This window comes from Cupriavidus sp. H39, assembly GCF_050271075.1.
Lineage (GTDB): Bacteria > Pseudomonadota > Gammaproteobacteria > Burkholderiales > Burkholderiaceae > Cupriavidus > Cupriavidus necator_B.
On record NZ_CP189848.1, the window covers coordinates 1,989,602 to 2,005,509 of the forward strand.

The 15,908-nt window shown below is 61.1% G+C and carries 8 protein-coding genes, 1 tRNA gene, 3 rRNA genes and 1 pseudogene; 9 read left to right on the plus strand and 4 right to left on the minus strand.

What is annotated here, in order from left to right; genetic code table 11:
• Positions 1-83: 83 nt before the first annotated feature.
• On the plus strand, positions 84-1,478 hold the full coding sequence (locus ACOCMH_RS24610) for a PLP-dependent aminotransferase family protein (RefSeq protein ID WP_427309528.1): 1,395 nt from the start codon (positions 84-86) through the stop codon (positions 1,476-1,478).
• A 247-nt stretch (positions 1,479-1,725) separates the two neighbouring features.
• Positions 1,726-1,801 (plus strand) — tRNA-Met (locus ACOCMH_RS24615).
• A 128-nt stretch (positions 1,802-1,929) separates the two neighbouring features.
• Here ACOCMH_RS24615 and ACOCMH_RS24620 read toward each other — a convergent pair.
• Entirely contained in the window at positions 1,930-2,889 is a 960-nt protein-coding gene (locus ACOCMH_RS24620; protein ID WP_427309530.1) for a tripartite tricarboxylate transporter substrate binding protein, read from the minus strand.
• Positions 2,890-3,161: 272 nt separating this feature from the next.
• On the opposite strand from ACOCMH_RS24620, the gene ACOCMH_RS24625 reads away from it, so the two are divergent.
• The 7 genes and pseudogenes from ACOCMH_RS24625 to ACOCMH_RS24655 all read left to right on the plus strand — a co-directional run bounded on the left by ACOCMH_RS24625 (position 3,162) and on the right by ACOCMH_RS24655 (position 12,277).
• Positions 3,162-3,656 carry a VOC family protein gene (locus ACOCMH_RS24625; protein WP_427309531.1) on the plus strand — a complete coding sequence of 165 codons (495 nt, stop codon included), beginning with the start codon at positions 3,162-3,164 and terminating at the stop codon, positions 3,654-3,656.
• A gap of 73 nt (positions 3,657-3,729) precedes the next feature.
• On the plus strand, positions 3,730-6,096 hold the full coding sequence (locus ACOCMH_RS24630; RefSeq protein WP_427309533.1) for a DNA polymerase II: 2,367 nt from the start codon (positions 3,730-3,732) through the stop codon (positions 6,094-6,096).
• A 517-nt stretch (positions 6,097-6,613) separates the two neighbouring features.
• Positions 6,614-8,145: ribosomal RNA gene (locus tag ACOCMH_RS24635) — 16S ribosomal RNA — on the plus strand.
• 325 nt (positions 8,146-8,470) lie between these two features.
• Positions 8,471-11,351, plus strand: a 23S ribosomal RNA gene (locus tag ACOCMH_RS24640).
• A 123-nt stretch (positions 11,352-11,474) separates the two neighbouring features.
• Positions 11,475-11,587: ribosomal RNA gene (gene rrf, locus ACOCMH_RS24645) — 5S ribosomal RNA — on the plus strand.
• Together the 16S, 23S and 5S rRNA genes form the textbook arrangement of a ribosomal RNA operon.
• 126 nt (positions 11,588-11,713) lie before the next feature.
• A pseudogene (locus ACOCMH_RS24650) lies at positions 11,714-11,821 on the plus strand (alkene reductase); the annotation flags it as partial.
• A 201-nt stretch (positions 11,822-12,022) separates the two neighbouring features.
• Positions 12,023-12,277, plus strand: coding sequence for an RNA-binding protein (locus tag ACOCMH_RS24655; protein ID WP_427309535.1), 255 nt, complete (start codon positions 12,023-12,025; stop codon positions 12,275-12,277).
• A 5-nt stretch (positions 12,278-12,282) separates the two neighbouring features.
• Here ACOCMH_RS24655 and ACOCMH_RS24660 read toward each other — a convergent pair whose 3' ends face one another.
• The 3 genes from ACOCMH_RS24660 to ACOCMH_RS24670 all read right to left on the minus strand — a co-directional run bounded on the left by ACOCMH_RS24660 (position 12,283) and on the right by ACOCMH_RS24670 (position 15,525).
• A complete protein-coding gene (locus ACOCMH_RS24660; protein WP_427313350.1) occupies positions 12,283-12,960 on the minus strand; it encodes an SOS response-associated peptidase family protein in 678 nt (225 codons plus the stop codon).
• A 124-nt stretch (positions 12,961-13,084) separates the two neighbouring features.
• Complete coding sequence (locus tag ACOCMH_RS24665) at positions 13,085-13,624, minus strand: DUF4142 domain-containing protein (RefSeq protein WP_427309537.1); 540 nt, start codon at positions 13,622-13,624, stop codon at positions 13,085-13,087.
• Positions 13,625-13,695: 71 nt separating this feature from the next.
• Positions 13,696-15,525, minus strand: coding sequence for a galactose oxidase-like domain-containing protein (locus ACOCMH_RS24670; RefSeq protein WP_427309539.1), 1,830 nt, complete (start codon positions 15,523-15,525; stop codon positions 13,696-13,698).
• Positions 15,526-15,908: the final 383 nt, after the last annotated feature.

Below are 15,908 nucleotides of genomic sequence, written 5' to 3' on the forward strand. Positions count from 1 at the left end.
TTTGTATGGCTTCCCTCGGTGATGTCTGGCATGCTAATGCAAGACAAAACCCATACATCGAACAAATCGTCAGGGGAAAATCCATGCAAGAAGCCGTCAGCCGGGACGATCCAAGCGGCAAATGGGATTTGCAGATCACCCAAGGTGGCGGTGCGCGCTACCTGCAGATCGTGGACTTCATCGAGCGGGCCATCGGCGCCGGCCGCCTCGTCGCCGGCGACCGCGTGCCGCCGCAGCGCAGCCTGGCCAGATCCCTCCGCGTCGACCTGACCACCGTGACGCGCGCCTACAACGAGGCCAAGCGGCGGCATCTGATCGATGCCCGGGGGGCACTTGGCACCTTCATTGCCGCGCCGCGGGCGGAGTTGGCGCGGGTGGTCGACATGAGCATGAACGTGCCGCCGCCCCCGGCCGGCCTGGATTTCCAGGACCTGTTGCGGCGCGGCCTGGCGCAGGTGCTGCTGCGTAGCGACCCGCATCTGCTGATGACCTACCAGCTCGGCGGCGGCAGTGCTGCCGACCGGGCAGCCGGCGCCCGCTGGTTGGCGCAGGCGTTCGGCCCCGTGGCGACTGCGCGGCTGGTGGTATGTCCCGGCGCGCAGGCCGCCCTGGCCGCCGTGATCCTGGCCAGGACCCGGCCCGGCGATGCGATCGTGACTGAGCCGCTGGCCTATCCCGGTATCCGCGCGGCCGCGGCACAACTCGGGCGGCGTGTGGTCATCGCGCAGGTCGATGCCGACGGGATGCGCCCCGACGCGCTCGAGGCGGCCCGTGCCGACGGGGCGACACTGGCCTACCTGAATCCGACCGCCCAGAATCCCACCACGCACACCATGCCGGCCGCGCGCCGGGAGGCGATAGCCCGGGCCGCAGCGCACTGCGATCTGACGCTGCTGGAGGACGATCCCTACTGGCTGCTGACGCCGTCGGCGCCGCCGCCGCTGGCCAGCTTCGCCCCGGACCGCACGTACTATGTCTCGACCCTGTCCAAGACGCTCAGTCCCGGGCTGCGTACCGCCTATGTCTTGCTGCCCGAGGGCCGGCGCGGCGACGATCTGCTGGCATCGCTGCGCGCCTTCGCGCTGATGGCGGCACCGATGACCGCGGCGCTGGCGACGCAATGGATCCACGATGGCTCCGCCATGCAGCTGCTCGACGGTATCCGCACCGAAGCGGTGGCCCGCTGCGCGCTGGCAAGCCGATGGCTGAGCGGCATCGGCCAGCTTCTACCCAGCGGCATCCACGCCTGGCATCGCTTGCCGGAGCACTGGACGGCGCAGCAGCTGACCCGAGCGGCGCTGGCGGAGGACCTGCGCGTCACGCCGTCTGACGCATTCTGGGAAGGGCTCGGCGCGCCGAATGCCATCCGTATCTCGCTTGGTGGCGTAGAAGACCGCGCGCAGTTATCGGCTGCGCTGCGCAGGCTGGCCGCCTTGCTCGAGCGCCGCCCCACGCCGGGGCTGGACATGGTGGTGTGAGTGCCGTTCGCCCGGAGCCACGAACTGCCTTGTGGCAGATTCGCCCGCGGCGAAGCGCGGCACGAGACCCACGCCCCGGCCGGTGCGGCGGCGGAATTGACCATGGAATAGTGGGCGACAGGGCGTTGTCAGGACAAGCGGGGTAGCCACGGGCGGCAGGATGCCGGATTCCGGGGCGCCAAGCCATCTGCACGGATTATTTTGGGAAAGGGTATCCAGATGCTGCCGACCAGCGTATATTTCGCCCCGCGGGGTGGAGCAGTTGGCAGCTCGTCGGGCTCATAACCCGAAGGTCGCAGGTTCAAGTCCTGCCCCCGCAACCATATTCGTCGAAGCCCCGCCGGAGCAATCCGTGCGGGGCTTCTGCCTTGGCTCGGGCCGCGGCGGAGGCCAAGCGGGTCCCGGCATCGATGTGCAAATTCCGGCCAAGGATCCGCGACCTGCCAGGCATTCAATCCGCCGTGGCTCCCGACCGCTTTACCACGGTCGCCCATTTCCGAATCTCGCTATCGACGAACTTGCCCGTCTCGGCTGGTGTCATCGGCATCGGCTCAGACCCGCGTTCGGTGATGAACTTGTGCAGCTCAGGCGCTTGCAGTGCCTTCACCGTCTCGGCATTGAGCTGCTTGATGATCGCCGGCGGCGTGACCGCGGGCGCCATCAGCACCGCCCATCCGAGCGCTTCGAATCCCGGCACGCCTTCTTCGCGCACAGTCGGCACCGACTGCAATTGCGGCACGCGCCTTGAGGTGGTGACGGCCAGTGGCACGGCCTTGCTGGTCTGGATCAGAGGCATGGCCGCGGTGACGGAATCGACCATCAGCGGAATCTGGTTGCCGAGGAAGTCGGCCTGCGCGGGGCCGCTGCCCTTGTACGGAATATGCAGGATAAACACGCCGGTCTGGGCCTTGAGCATTTCCGCCGACAGGTGCTGCGTGCCGCCGATGCCGGCGCTGGCATAACTGTACTTGCCCGGCGCGGCCTTGGCTTTGGCGATCAGGTCGCGCAATGAGGTGAAGCCCGACTGCGGCGTGGCCAGAAAAACCAGCGGCACCGAGAACACACCGGAGACCGGCGCGAAGTCCTGGCGCGGATCGTAGTTGATTTTCTTGTAAAGGGTCTGGTTGATGGCCATCGCGCTGCCGGCCATGACCAGCGTGTAGCCATCGGCGGGGGCTTTCGCGGCGGCTTCCATGCCGATGTTGCCGCCAGCGCCGGCGCGGTTTTCCACTACGATGGACTGGCCGAGTTGCTTGCCGAGCTTCTCGGCCAGGGCGCGCGCGAAGATGTCGGTGGCTTGTCCGGGCGGAAACGGCACGATCAGCTTGATGGGGCGCTCCGGGTAGGCGGCGTGGGCGGTGCCGGCGCTGGCCAGCAGCAATGCGGCAAAGAGGTTGCTCGACAGCTTCAACGGGATCTCCTCATAGAATTGTCGACGCCGGGGCGTCTCTCATGGTGTCAGCCGGTGGGATTCTACGCCCGCGCATAGGGGTTGCCGGCCACGGGCAACGTGCAAGACCATGTGACGCCTGCCCGCCTGCACTGGCCACCGGAGTGTGAGACATTGGAGTTCGCGGCCAACGGCGTCGGCAACATCCGGCACGCGGGGCCGTACGATGTGGATGATTGGAGCGATTTCAACGGCACCGGATCGCCGGTGCCAGGTTTTCCAGGAGACGCAACATGCCTAGCAAGAACACGATCTGCCTGTGGTACGAACGCGATGCGCTGGATGCGGCAAACTTCTATGCCAAGACGTTTCCCGACAGCGCGGTCGGCGCCGTGATGCGCGCCCCCGGCGACTATCCGGACGGAAAGGAGGGGGATGTGCTGACGGTGGAGTTCACCGTTGCCGGCATTCCCTGTGTGGGCCTGAACGGCGGCCCGCACTTCAAGCACAGCGAGGCCTTCTCGTTCCAGATCGCGACGGATGACCAGGCCGAGACCGACCGGCTGTGGGACGCCATCGTCAGCAACGGCGGCCAGGAAAGCGAATGCGGCTGGTGCAAGGACCGCTGGGGCCTGTCATGGCAGATCACGCCACGCGCGCTTATTGCGGCGATCACCGACCCGGACCGCGCCGCGGCCAAGCGGGCGTTCGACGCGATGATGACGATGCGCAAGATCGACATCGCGACGATCGAAGCGGCGCGGCGGGGCGACGCTACGCCGGGTTGAGGCAGGGCTGCGGGCGGCAGCAGCCGGCCCGCATCCGCCAGCATCGAAAAAACTCCATTCCTTTTCTTGTAGCGTGGCACTCCAGCAAGGCTTCATCCTGACCCGGCACTGGCGCGATACGCCTAGAGGAACCGAGGTCGAATTCTGGCTGGCGACCGATGACGGGCCACGCCGGCTGCGTCTGGCGCCGCAGCCATCCGTCGCCTTTGTACCGCAGGCACAGCAGGCACGTGCCGAGGCGCTGCTGTGCCGGGAACGCGAGGTCGAACTGCGGCCACTGGGGCTGCGCGATTTCCAGCACAGGCCGGTGCTGGGGCTGTACTGCGCCCAGCATCGGCAGCTGATCCAGCTGGCCAGGTCGCTGCGCGATGCCGGCGTGGACGTGTATGAAGCCGATATCCGCCCGCCAGAGCGCTACCTGATGGAGCGCTTCATCACCGCCCCGGTGTGGTTCGATGGCGAGCCGGATGCCGGCGGCTTGCTGCGCAACGCGCAGATGAAGCCGTCGGCCGACTACCGGCCCGCGCTGCGGCTGGTATCGCTCGATATCGAAACCAGCGCGGCCGGCGAGCTCTATTCGATCGCGCTCGAAGGCTGCGGGCAGCGCCAGGTCTTCATGCTGGGGACGGCGCCGCCAACGCCCGCCGACGTCGATTTCTCGCTCGCCTATTGCACGACACGGCCGGAAATGCTGCAGCGCCTTAACGAGTGGCTGGCCGACCACGACCCCGATGCCATCATTGGCTGGAACCTGGTGCAGTTCGACCTGCGCGTGCTGCAGGAGCAGGCGCGCCAGTTTCAGGTACCGCTGCAGCTGGGGCGGGGCGGCGCCGAGCTGGAATGGCGCGAGCACAATGCGCAGCAGCACTTTTTCGCCAGCGCGCCCGGGCGGCTGATCATCGACGGCATCGAGGCGCTGCGGTCCGCCACCTGGAGTTTTCCGTCGTTCAGCCTCGAAGCGGTGGCGCAGGCGCTGCTGGGCGAGGGCAAGGCAATCGACAATCCGTACGACCGGATGGATGCCATCGACCGCATGTTTGCCCACGACAAGCCGGCGCTGGCGCGCTACAACCTGCGGGATTGCGAACTGGTGACGCGGATTTTCGACAAGACCGAGCTGTTGCCGTTCCTGCTGGAGCGCGCCACGGTAACGGGACTGCCGGCCGACCGCAGCGGCGGCTCGGTGGCGGCCTTCACGCATCTCTACATGCCGCTGATGCACCGCCAGGGCCTGGTCGCGCCCAACCTGGGCGATAAGGCGCCCGAGGCCAGCCCGGGCGGCTTCGTCATGGATTCGCGGCCGGGGCTGTACGAGTCCGTGCTGGTGCTCGACTACAAAAGCCTCTACCCGTCGATTATCCGGACCTTCCTGATCGACCCGGTCGGGCTGGTCGAAGGCCTGGCGCATCCGGACGATGCCGATTCGGTGCCGGGCTTCCGCGGGGCGCGCTTTTCGCGCACCAGGCACTGCCTGCCGGCCATCGTGGCGCGGGTGTGGCAGGGCCGCGAGGCCGCCAAGCGCGATGGCAACAAGCCGCTGGCGCAGGCGCTCAAGATCATCATGAACGCGTTCTACGGGGTGCTCGGGTCCAGCGGCTGCCGGTTCTTCGACGCGCGGCTGGCGTCGTCGATCACCATGCGCGGGCACGAGATCATGCGGCAGACCCGCGCGCTGATCGAGGCCCGCGGCTACGAGGTGATCTACGGCGACACCGATTCGACCTTCGTCTGGCTGCGCCGCGCCCGCGCCGAAGCCGATGCCGCGCAGATCGGGCGCAGCATCGTCGCCTACGTCAACGACTGGTGGCGCGACCACCTGTGGCAGGCCTACGGGCTGGAGAGCGCGCTGGAGCTGCAGTTCGAGACCCACTTCCGGCGCTTCCTGATGCCGACGATCCGCGGCGCGGACCTGGGCAGCAAAAAGCGCTACGCCGGCCAGGTGGAGCGGCCCGACGGAAGGCGCGAAATGGTATTCAAGGGGCTGGAGACTGTACGCACCGACTGGTCGCCGCTGGCGCAGCGCTTCCAGAAGGCCCTCTACGAAAAGGTCTTCAACCGCGAGCCGTATGCCGACTATGTACGCGACGTCGTGCGCCGCACGCTGGCGGGGGAACTCGACGCCGAACTGGTCTATCGCAAGCGGCTGCGGCGCAAGCTCGACGATTACCAGCGCAACGTACCGCCGCATGTTCGGGCCGCGCGCATTGCCGACGCGTATAACGCGCGCCAGGGCAGGCCGCGCCAGTACCAGCACGGCGGCTGGATCAGCTACGTGATGACCGTGGCCGGTCCGGAACCGCTCGAGGCGCGGTCAGCGCCGATCGACTATTCCCACTATGTGACCCGGCAGCTCCAGCCGATTGCAGACGCGATCCTGCCGTTCCTCGACGATGGCTTCGAGGCTCTGTTATCGGGCCAGATGGACCTGTTTCCGCAATAACCGCGCCGCAAAACCGCTCACGGTATCGAACGCTTCCTGCTGGAAATCCGGCACCGACCACCAAGTGCCGCAACCGGCTCTTTCACGATACTCAAGAAAATGCTTGTCAGGCCGGCGCCGGAGGCATTAAGATTCGCCCCCCGTTCGCAAGGCAGCGCGTAACGGGGCCGGGAACGGCGCGCAAGAATTGACTCGAAAGAGGGCGTCCAGCGCAATAAAGAATTTTTCGAAATCAGTTGCTTAATCGAAAAAATTTCTTTAAAGTCTCGTTCCTCGCTGCAGACAACGCAGCACGCTGAACGGCAAAGCCGGGAAGCGAAGTTCTTTAACAAACAAACAACCGATAAGTGTGGGCGCTTGATAGCGGATGCGAAAGACTTCGGTCTTTTAGCTTAAAAGTTATACAGTGCTCGCACAGCAAAACGTGACTGGGTCTTCGGATCTGGTCAGTCAGTTTTCTGAGAGTGAGCGACCGCTCGAAAGAGCGAGGGAGCCGCGAGGCTTCCACACAGAGATTGAACTGAAGAGTTTGATCCTGGCTCAGATTGAACGCTGGCGGCATGCCTTACACATGCAAGTCGAACGGCAGCACGGGGGCAACCCTGGTGGCGAGTGGCGAACGGGTGAGTAATACATCGGAACGTGCCCTGTCGTGGGGGATAACTAGTCGAAAGATTAGCTAATACCGCATACGACCTGAGGGTGAAAGCGGGGGACCGTAAGGCCTCGCGCGACAGGAGCGGCCGATGTCTGATTAGCTAGTTGGTGGGGTAAAAGCCTACCAAGGCGACGATCAGTAGCTGGTCTGAGAGGACGATCAGCCACACTGGGACTGAGACACGGCCCAGACTCCTACGGGAGGCAGCAGTGGGGAATTTTGGACAATGGGGGCAACCCTGATCCAGCAATGCCGCGTGTGTGAAGAAGGCCTTCGGGTTGTAAAGCACTTTTGTCCGGAAAGAAATGGCCCTGGCCAATACCCGGGGTCGATGACGGTACCGGAAGAATAAGCACCGGCTAACTACGTGCCAGCAGCCGCGGTAATACGTAGGGTGCGAGCGTTAATCGGAATTACTGGGCGTAAAGCGTGCGCAGGCGGTTTGATAAGACAGGCGTGAAATCCCCGAGCTCAACTTGGGAATGGCGCTTGTGACTGTCAGGCTAGAGTATGTCAGAGGGGGGTAGAATTCCACGTGTAGCAGTGAAATGCGTAGAGATGTGGAGGAATACCGATGGCGAAGGCAGCCCCCTGGGACGTCACTGACGCTCATGCACGAAAGCGTGGGGAGCAAACAGGATTAGATACCCTGGTAGTCCACGCCCTAAACGATGTCAACTAGTTGTTGGGGATTCATTTCTTCAGTAACGTAGCTAACGCGTGAAGTTGACCGCCTGGGGAGTACGGTCGCAAGATTAAAACTCAAAGGAATTGACGGGGACCCGCACAAGCGGTGGATGATGTGGATTAATTCGATGCAACGCGAAAAACCTTACCTACCCTTGACATGCCACTAACGAAGCAGAGATGCATTAGGTGCCCGAAAGGGAAAGTGGACACAGGTGCTGCATGGCTGTCGTCAGCTCGTGTCGTGAGATGTTGGGTTAAGTCCCGCAACGAGCGCAACCCTTGTCTCTAGTTGCTACGAAAGGGCACTCTAGAGAGACTGCCGGTGACAAACCGGAGGAAGGTGGGGATGACGTCAAGTCCTCATGGCCCTTATGGGTAGGGCTTCACACGTCATACAATGGTGCGTACAGAGGGTTGCCAACCCGCGAGGGGGAGCTAATCCCAGAAAACGCATCGTAGTCCGGATCGCAGTCTGCAACTCGACTGCGTGAAGCTGGAATCGCTAGTAATCGCGGATCAGCATGCCGCGGTGAATACGTTCCCGGGTCTTGTACACACCGCCCGTCACACCATGGGAGTGGGTTTTGCCAGAAGTAGTTAGCCTAACCGCAAGGAGGGCGATTACCACGGCAGGGTTCATGACTGGGGTGAAGTCGTAACAAGGTAGCCGTATCGGAAGGTGCGGCTGGATCACCTCCTTTCAGAGCGTGCAGCCAACGTTGAGCGTCCACACTTATCGGTAGTTTGTTGGTTAAGGCCAGGTGGCCAAATGCAAGCGCTTAGCATTGAGCGTTTGCATTTGGCATTGCCAAGCGATCTAATGATCGGCTGTTCTTTAACAATATGGGATGTAGTAAAGGTGTCGCGGTGCGTTGATGAGACGCACAGTTGTATAACGCGATACCGGGTTGTGATTGTATCAACCAAAATGTATTTAAGTGATCGAAAGATGACTTGGAATACGGCACAAGTGCGAGAACTCATCCTGTAGCGACGTTTCGAGTCATCGAGACACACTCGTTATAGGGTCAAGCGAACAAGTGCATGTGGTGCATGCCTTGGCGATCACAGGCGATGAAGGACGCGGTAGCCTGCGAAAAGCTTCGGGGAGCTGGCAAACAAGCTTTGATCCGGAGATGTCCGAATGGGGAAACCCGGCCCGTATGGGTCATCCCTGACTGAATTCATAGGTCAGGGAAGCGAACGCGGCGAACTGAAACATCTAAGTAGCTGCAGGAACAGAAATCAACCGAGATTCCCAAAGTAGTGGCGAACGAAATGGGAAGAGCCTTGTACTCTTTAGCAGTGGTGTTAGCAGAACGGGATGGAAAGCCCGGCCCTAGCAGGTGATAGCCCTGTATGCGAAAACACGATTGTGGAACTAGGTGTACGACAAGTAGGGCGGGACACGTGAAATCCTGTCTGAAGATGGGGGGACCATCCTCCAAGGCTAAATACTCGTGATCGACCGATAGTGAACCAGTACCGTGAGGGAAAGGCGAAAAGAACCCCGGGAGGGGAGTGAAATAGATCCTGAAACCGCATGCATACAAACAGTCGGAGCCTGGAAACGGGTGACGGCGTACCTTTTGTATAATGGGTCAGCGACTTACATTCAGTGGCAAGCTTAACCGATTAGGGAAGGCGTAGCGAAAGCGAGTCCGAACAGGGCGTTGAGTCGCTGGGTGTAGACCCGAAACCAGATGATCTATCCATGGCCAGGTTGAAGGTGCGGTAACACGTACTGGAGGACCGAACCCACTAACGTTGAAAAGTTAGGGGATGAGCTGTGGATAGGGGTGAAAGGCTAAACAAATCTGGAAATAGCTGGTTCTCTCCGAAAACTATTTAGGTAGTGCCTCGTGTCTCACCTTCGGGGGTAGAGCACTGTCATGGTTGGGGGGTCTATTGCTGATTACCCCGCCATAGCAAACTCCGAATACCGAAGAGTGCAATCACGGGAGACAGACATCGGGTGCTAACGTCCGGTGTCAAGAGGGAAACAACCCAGACCGCCAGCTAAGGTCCCCAAATATGGCTAAGTGGGAAACGAAGTGGGAAGGCTAAAACAGTCAGGAGGTTGGCTTAGAAGCAGCCACCCTTTAAAGAAAGCGTAATAGCTCACTGATCGAGTCGTCCTGCGCGGAAGATGTAACGGGGCTAAGCCATATACCGAAGCTGCGGACGCACAGTAATGTGCGTGGTAGGAGAGCGTTCTGTAAGCCTGTGAAGGTGTCTTGTAAAGGATGCTGGAGGTATCAGAAGTGCGAATGCTGACATGAGTAGCGATAAAGGGGGTGAAAGGCCCCCTCGCCGTAAGCCCAAGGTTTCCTACGCAACGTTCATCGGCGTAGGGTGAGTCGGCCCCTAAGGCGAGGCAGAGATGCGTAGCTGATGGGAAGCAGGTTAATATTCCTGCACCGTCGTATGATGCGATGGGGGGACGGATCGCGGAAGGTTGTCCGGGTGTTGGAAGTCCCGGTCCCTGCATTGGAGAAGGCGCTTAGGCAAATCCGGGCGCGGAATTCAAGAGTGTGGGGCGAGCGGCCTAGTGCTGCGAAGCAATTGGAAGTGGTTCCAAGAAAAGCCTCTAAGCTTCAGTCATACGAGACCGTACCGCAAACCGACACAGGTGGGCGAGATGAGTATTCTAAGGCGCTTGAGAGAACTCGGGAGAAGGAACTCGGCAAATTGGTACCGTAACTTCGGGATAAGGTACGCCCTGGTAGCTTGACTGGCCTGCGCCAGAAGGGTGAAGGGGTTGCAATAAAATGGTGGCTGCGACTGTTTAATAAAAACACAGCACTCTGCAAACACGAAAGTGGACGTATAGGGTGTGACGCCTGCCCGGTGCCGGAAGATTAAATGATGGGGTGCAAGCTCTTGATTGAAGTCCCGGTAAACGGCGGCCGTAACTATAACGGTCCTAAGGTAGCGAAATTCCTTGTCGGGTAAGTTCCGACCTGCACGAATGGCGTAACGATGGCCACACTGTCTCCTCCCGAGACTCAGCGAAGTTGAAGTGTTTGTGATGATGCAATCTCCCCGCGGCTAGACGGAAAGACCCCATGAACCTTTACTGTAGCTTTGCATTGGACTTTGAACCGATCTGTGTAGGATAGGTGGGAGGCTTTGAAGCGTGGACGCCAGTTCACGTGGAGCCGTCCTTGAAATACCACCCTGGTTTGTTTGAGGTTCTAACCTTGGCCCGTGAATCCGGGTCGGGGACAGTGCATGGTAGGCAGTTTGACTGGGGCGGTCTCCTCCCAAAGTGTAACGGAGGAGTTCGAAGGTACGCTTGGTACGGTCGGACATCGTACCTAAAGTGCAATGGCAAAAGCGTGCTTAACTGCGAGACCGACAAGTCGAGCAGGTGCGAAAGCAGGACATAGTGATCCGGTGGTTCTGAATGGAAGGGCCATCGCTCAACGGATAAAAGGTACTCTGGGGATAACAGGCTGATACCGCCCAAGAGTTCATATCGACGGCGGTGTTTGGCACCTCGATGTCGGCTCATCTCATCCTGGGGCTGTAGCCGGTCCCAAGGGTATGGCTGTTCGCCATTTAAAGAGGTACGTGAGCTGGGTTTAAAACGTCGTGAGACAGTTTGGTCCCTATCTGCCGTGGGCGTTGGAATCTTGACGGGGGCTGCTCCTAGTACGAGAGGACCGGAGTGGACGTACCGCTGGTGTACCTGTTGTCTCGCCAGAGGCATCGCAGGGTAGCTATGTACGGAAGAGATAACCGCTGAAAGCATCTAAGCGGGAAACTCGCCTGAAGATGAGGATTCCCTGGAGGCTTGACCTCCTTGAAGGGTCGTTCGAGACCAGGACGTTGATAGGCTGGGTGTGGAAGCGCAGTAATGCGTTAAGCTAACCAGTACTAATTGCCCGTAAGGCTTGATCCTATAACCAGTGTGTTTTGCCTGGTGAGTGATTCGCCTTGTGCCAGTTGACACAGTCCATACACAACCAAGACTACATCCCGATTCGTGACGCTGGCTTCAACCCCAGCGCCACAACCCCTCATGCCTGGTGACCATAGCGAGCTGGAACCACCCCTTCCCATCCCGAACAGGTCCGTGAAACAGCTCCGCGCCGATGATAGTGCGGATACCCGTGTGAAAGTAGGTCATCGCCAGGCTCTTATTGTGCAAAACCCCTCGACAGCATTCGCTGCGAGGGGTTTTTGCTTTGGCGCGGCCAATAAGCGCGCCGCCGTCAACGGCTGTACACGATGATGGCATCCGTCGAAGAGCGCGACGGCAACGACGACTTCCGCGTGGCCGCGTCCAATGCGATCCGGGCTGGCTTCGACGGCGTCGAAGTCCATGGCGCGCACGGCTACCTGCTTGACGCCTTCCTGCGCGACGGCACCAGATTGGCAGGGATTATTTGCAAAGCCGGCCGCTGTTGGCACGGGAATTCATTCAATCGTTGCCCGGGCAATGTGCCTGGACGGAGGCGGCTGGCCGCAAGGGCATGAGGGCGGTACTGCAGGGATGGTGCCGAGGTGCTAACCTCGAAAAAGGCGCCCGCAGCCCGGGCCGCCGTCACCCTTGCAAGATTGGGAGAGAAAATGAGCCGCCTGCTGCTCAGCAATATCGATCCCGGCACCTCGGACGAAGAGATCCAGGCCTTCCTGGAAAAGTATGGGTTCCCGCCCTTCGACAATCTGGAGCACGAGGACGGCGACGGCTCGCACCCGGCCGTGTTGCTCACCTATGGCAACCTGGACCCCGCGGTGCTGGGCAAGCTCCAGCAGCGCATCGATCATATGTACTGGAAGAAGCGCCAGCTGAGCGCTTCCATCCTGCATGACCGTTTTGCGTAAATGGCCTACCGAGATGGCACGGCCAGGCCAGCGGTACCGGGTTCCTCGGCGGTTTCGGGTGTCAGCGGGGCAGGAGCAGCGAGCATCTTCTCGGCCGGGTAGAGCGCCATGAAGCTTCGCGCCAGTTCGGGATCCCGGCACGCCAGCCACGCGCCCCACTGCCGGTGCGGAATCATGACGACCGCCCGCTTTTCCTTGCCGGGGGCGTGCATCAGCTTCATCACCGCATGGCCGGGCGCGCTCACCGTGAACATGGCAAAGGAATAGGAGCCATCCGGCCATTGCTTCCACAGTCCGGCGATGCCCATCGCCGGCTCGTCCGGTAGCCAGATCCGGTACCGAACCCAGCCCTGGCCGGCGACGTAGCATGGTTCGTAGATGGCCATCGCAGGCACCAGGCACAATTGAGTGCGGTGCCACGCGCTGCACGAAGCTCGCTTGTCGCCGACGCACTCGGCGCGAACGTTCATGGTTTCAAAATGCCGGGCGCCGTGGACGTTGCGCGAGCGCGGCACGAGCCCGAAGGTTGCCAGCAGGCACTCGCGTCGTCCGGTGGCATCCGCACGGACGATGGGCGCGGGATCGCACGGCCATACTTCAGGCTTCCATGCGCCAGGCGGTGGCTCGACACCGAAGACATCGCGCAGCACCGGGCCGGTCGCTGGGGCGAAATTGTTACACACGATCATGCCTCCCCTGACATCAGCTGCATTGCCGCAGGCCCGGTCAGCTGCGATTCGCTACGCCTGTCCAAGCGGGTGCGAAGGGAAGGGTGGGGGTTTCTCCAGCTGACCGGAATTCCGACCGCTATCGCGATACCTCCGACGCCATTTTCTTTGCCGATTCCAGATGATGCTCGAGTGTCGGCAAGGTCTTCTTTGCGAAATCCCGTACATCGCTGTCGCGCGCCTCGCTGGCGGCCTTGCGGAACAGCGTCACCGCTTCGTTGTGCGCCTTGACGCCGACTTCGCTGGCGTACTGCTTGTCAAAGGTGGCGCCTTGCAGTGCCCCCATGGCTTCCAGCTTCTTCTGATCATCGGGACTGGGAGTGGTCGGCAATTGCACGCCCTTGGCGGTGGCCAGGCGCTTGAGGTCTTCCGCCGCGGCGCGGTGGTCTTGCAGCATCTCCCCGGCAAAACGCTTGACCGTGCCGCTGGCGGCCTTGGTCTCGGCCAGCTTGCTGGCATCGATCTCCAACTGGCCTGCCTGTGCGGCCTTGTTCATGAAGTCCACGTCGCCGGCGGGCGGTGCGGCGTACAGACCTGTTGTCAGGCCAAGCAGCATCGCCGCAAGCGCGGTTTTAACGTGGAACCCGGGGCGGCGGGGCTGGCGTGCATCGCATGGCATGACTGTCTCCTGAACGGGCAACCATACCCGTCCATGCAACAATCATGCCGCCTGCAGTGCAGTCCCTCGTCTCAAGAGACACGAACGAATTTGGCGACGGACGGCACCCCCTGGGAGTCGATGATGAACAGCATGTAGTAACCCGGCGGCACCTCGGCGCTGGACCCGGGCAGGGTGACCCTCAGGTTCTTGGCACCCTGTTTGGTATACCGCAACTTGATATAGCGCTGGTGCATGTCGTTGCCGTGGGTCACAGCCCCCGGTGCCACCAAGGCAACGCTGGAAACATTGGGAGTGCTTGAACCAACGTTAAAGGTTTGCCCCAGGCCCAATGTGCCGGGTGCACTGGTGATGCTGGGGCGCGCGCCCTTGAACAGATAGGGTGGCGAATACACCTGTGCCTGGTGCGTGCTGGCTGCCTGGGGGTTCATGTCGTCCTGGGACAGCAAGACGGTGGCGTCAGGCAAAAGAATGGCACTCGAGTGATACCCCGCCTGTATGGTGTTCGGACTCATCGGAATCCAGCTGCCGGTCAGATCGCCGGCCGGCTTGTTGTAAAGCTCGCTGTTGAAATGCGGGTTGTCGTAGCCGGTGCTTGCCGCATTTCCGGCTACCGTAAACAGCGTGCCATCCGGCAGGATCACGGTATTGGCGTTATGCCGGGGCTGCAGCCATTGCGGATACTGCCTCCACCCGGCGCCGGGGTTGCCGACCTCAAACCATTCATTGTTGCGGAAAGCGCTGTCGCCTTCGGCACCGCCCGCAATCATGACAACCTGCTTGAGGGGCGTGACCGAGGCATCGGTATAGATAACCCCGTTGGCATACTCATAGTGCGAGCTCGTCATGTTCGGGATGGAGCTCCATGACCAGGTGCCAGGAGCCAGCAGCACGGTATTGTAGAAAGCAGGCCCGGCCTGCATCATTTGCCCCGACGAAACCAGGTACTGGAACGGGTACATGCCGGACGGGTCGTGGAAAGAGATCGTGCTCATCGTGCCAACGCCGTCCATGCTTGCGGCGGGGGTAAACAGTTCAACCACCGATGTGGTGTTCCCGGACCCCGTTTCATCGAGGCCGCTGGTAATCACCGCCCGGTTATCGGCCAGCTTGGTCACCGTTGGATACCAACGTCCGACTGACATATTCGGCTGCGCGGTCCAGGTCTCGGTGAGGGGATTAAAGGTATAGCTGCTCATCGACCCCTCGAAGTTGGTCTGTCCTGCCGGCGCGTTGGGGTCGGGGTAGCGCAGATTGCCGCCCGCAATGAAAACACGGCCATCGCTCAATATGGTCTGGCCGGCACACCAGATGTTTTCCGGCGGCGTAATAGCGTGGCCGGTGCGGGTCACGGGATCCCAGACATAGGCAACGCCTGTGTTGGACGCATCCGGATTATGGTATTGGCTCGGCTCGTACGACCAGAACAGCACCTTGCCGGTGTGCAGCAATACCGCTGTGATGCCGACCACGGGGATAACAAAGGGCGCGCTCCATTGGCCGGCCGTATTGGTCGCCTGGGCTTGCGCGGCTGCGAGGACCTGACTATCCGGCGTGGCAACTTTTTCCAGGCCCATCGCCACGCGACATTGCGTGGCACGCGCTCTGGCATGCGTCTCGGCATGGGCGGGACCCAGCACCGAGTTCTCCCGTTGCCGCAGCCGGGCTTCTGCAGAGGGGTTGGAGCAAGCATCACTATCGAAGCTGACGGGTGTGGCCGCGTAAAGCGGCGGCGCCACCAGGGACAAGCCCACCACTGATGCCAACACGGTTTTACGGAAGATCGTGAGTTGACGCATTTGCATCACCTCCTGTGGTGACAGCGTTGCCATGGCATCGACGTGAAAGCCAATCCCGGCAATCTCGGAGAGCCTGCGAGCCAGCATCGATGCACGAATCATCCTTGCCGACCGGACAGGCAAACGCCTCGCTGCGGGAGGGTCCGCGCGGGGGAGCTCACGGTGGAAAATTGCGAGGCCATTTTTTCCCACCGAGCTTTTGTAGCTTAGAGGGGCAAACAGAGAGCCAATGTGGGCTGGCGCACGGAACCAATGCGATTGGGAACTTGCGTTTTGCTTAAGCAGCGTGGGGGCGCACTGGGCCGGCCGGGAGGTGCTCTCTGTACATCATTTAACATAATATACATTATGCGAAACGAATGTGTTAGACCCAAATAGTAATGTCGTACTTGAGCCAAATAGAAATGTCGTACCCCCTTGCCAAGGCTGGCATGCTGGCGGCTTTCCGTCTGTCCGAGACCGGAGGCAGCCATGCCCAAGCCCGA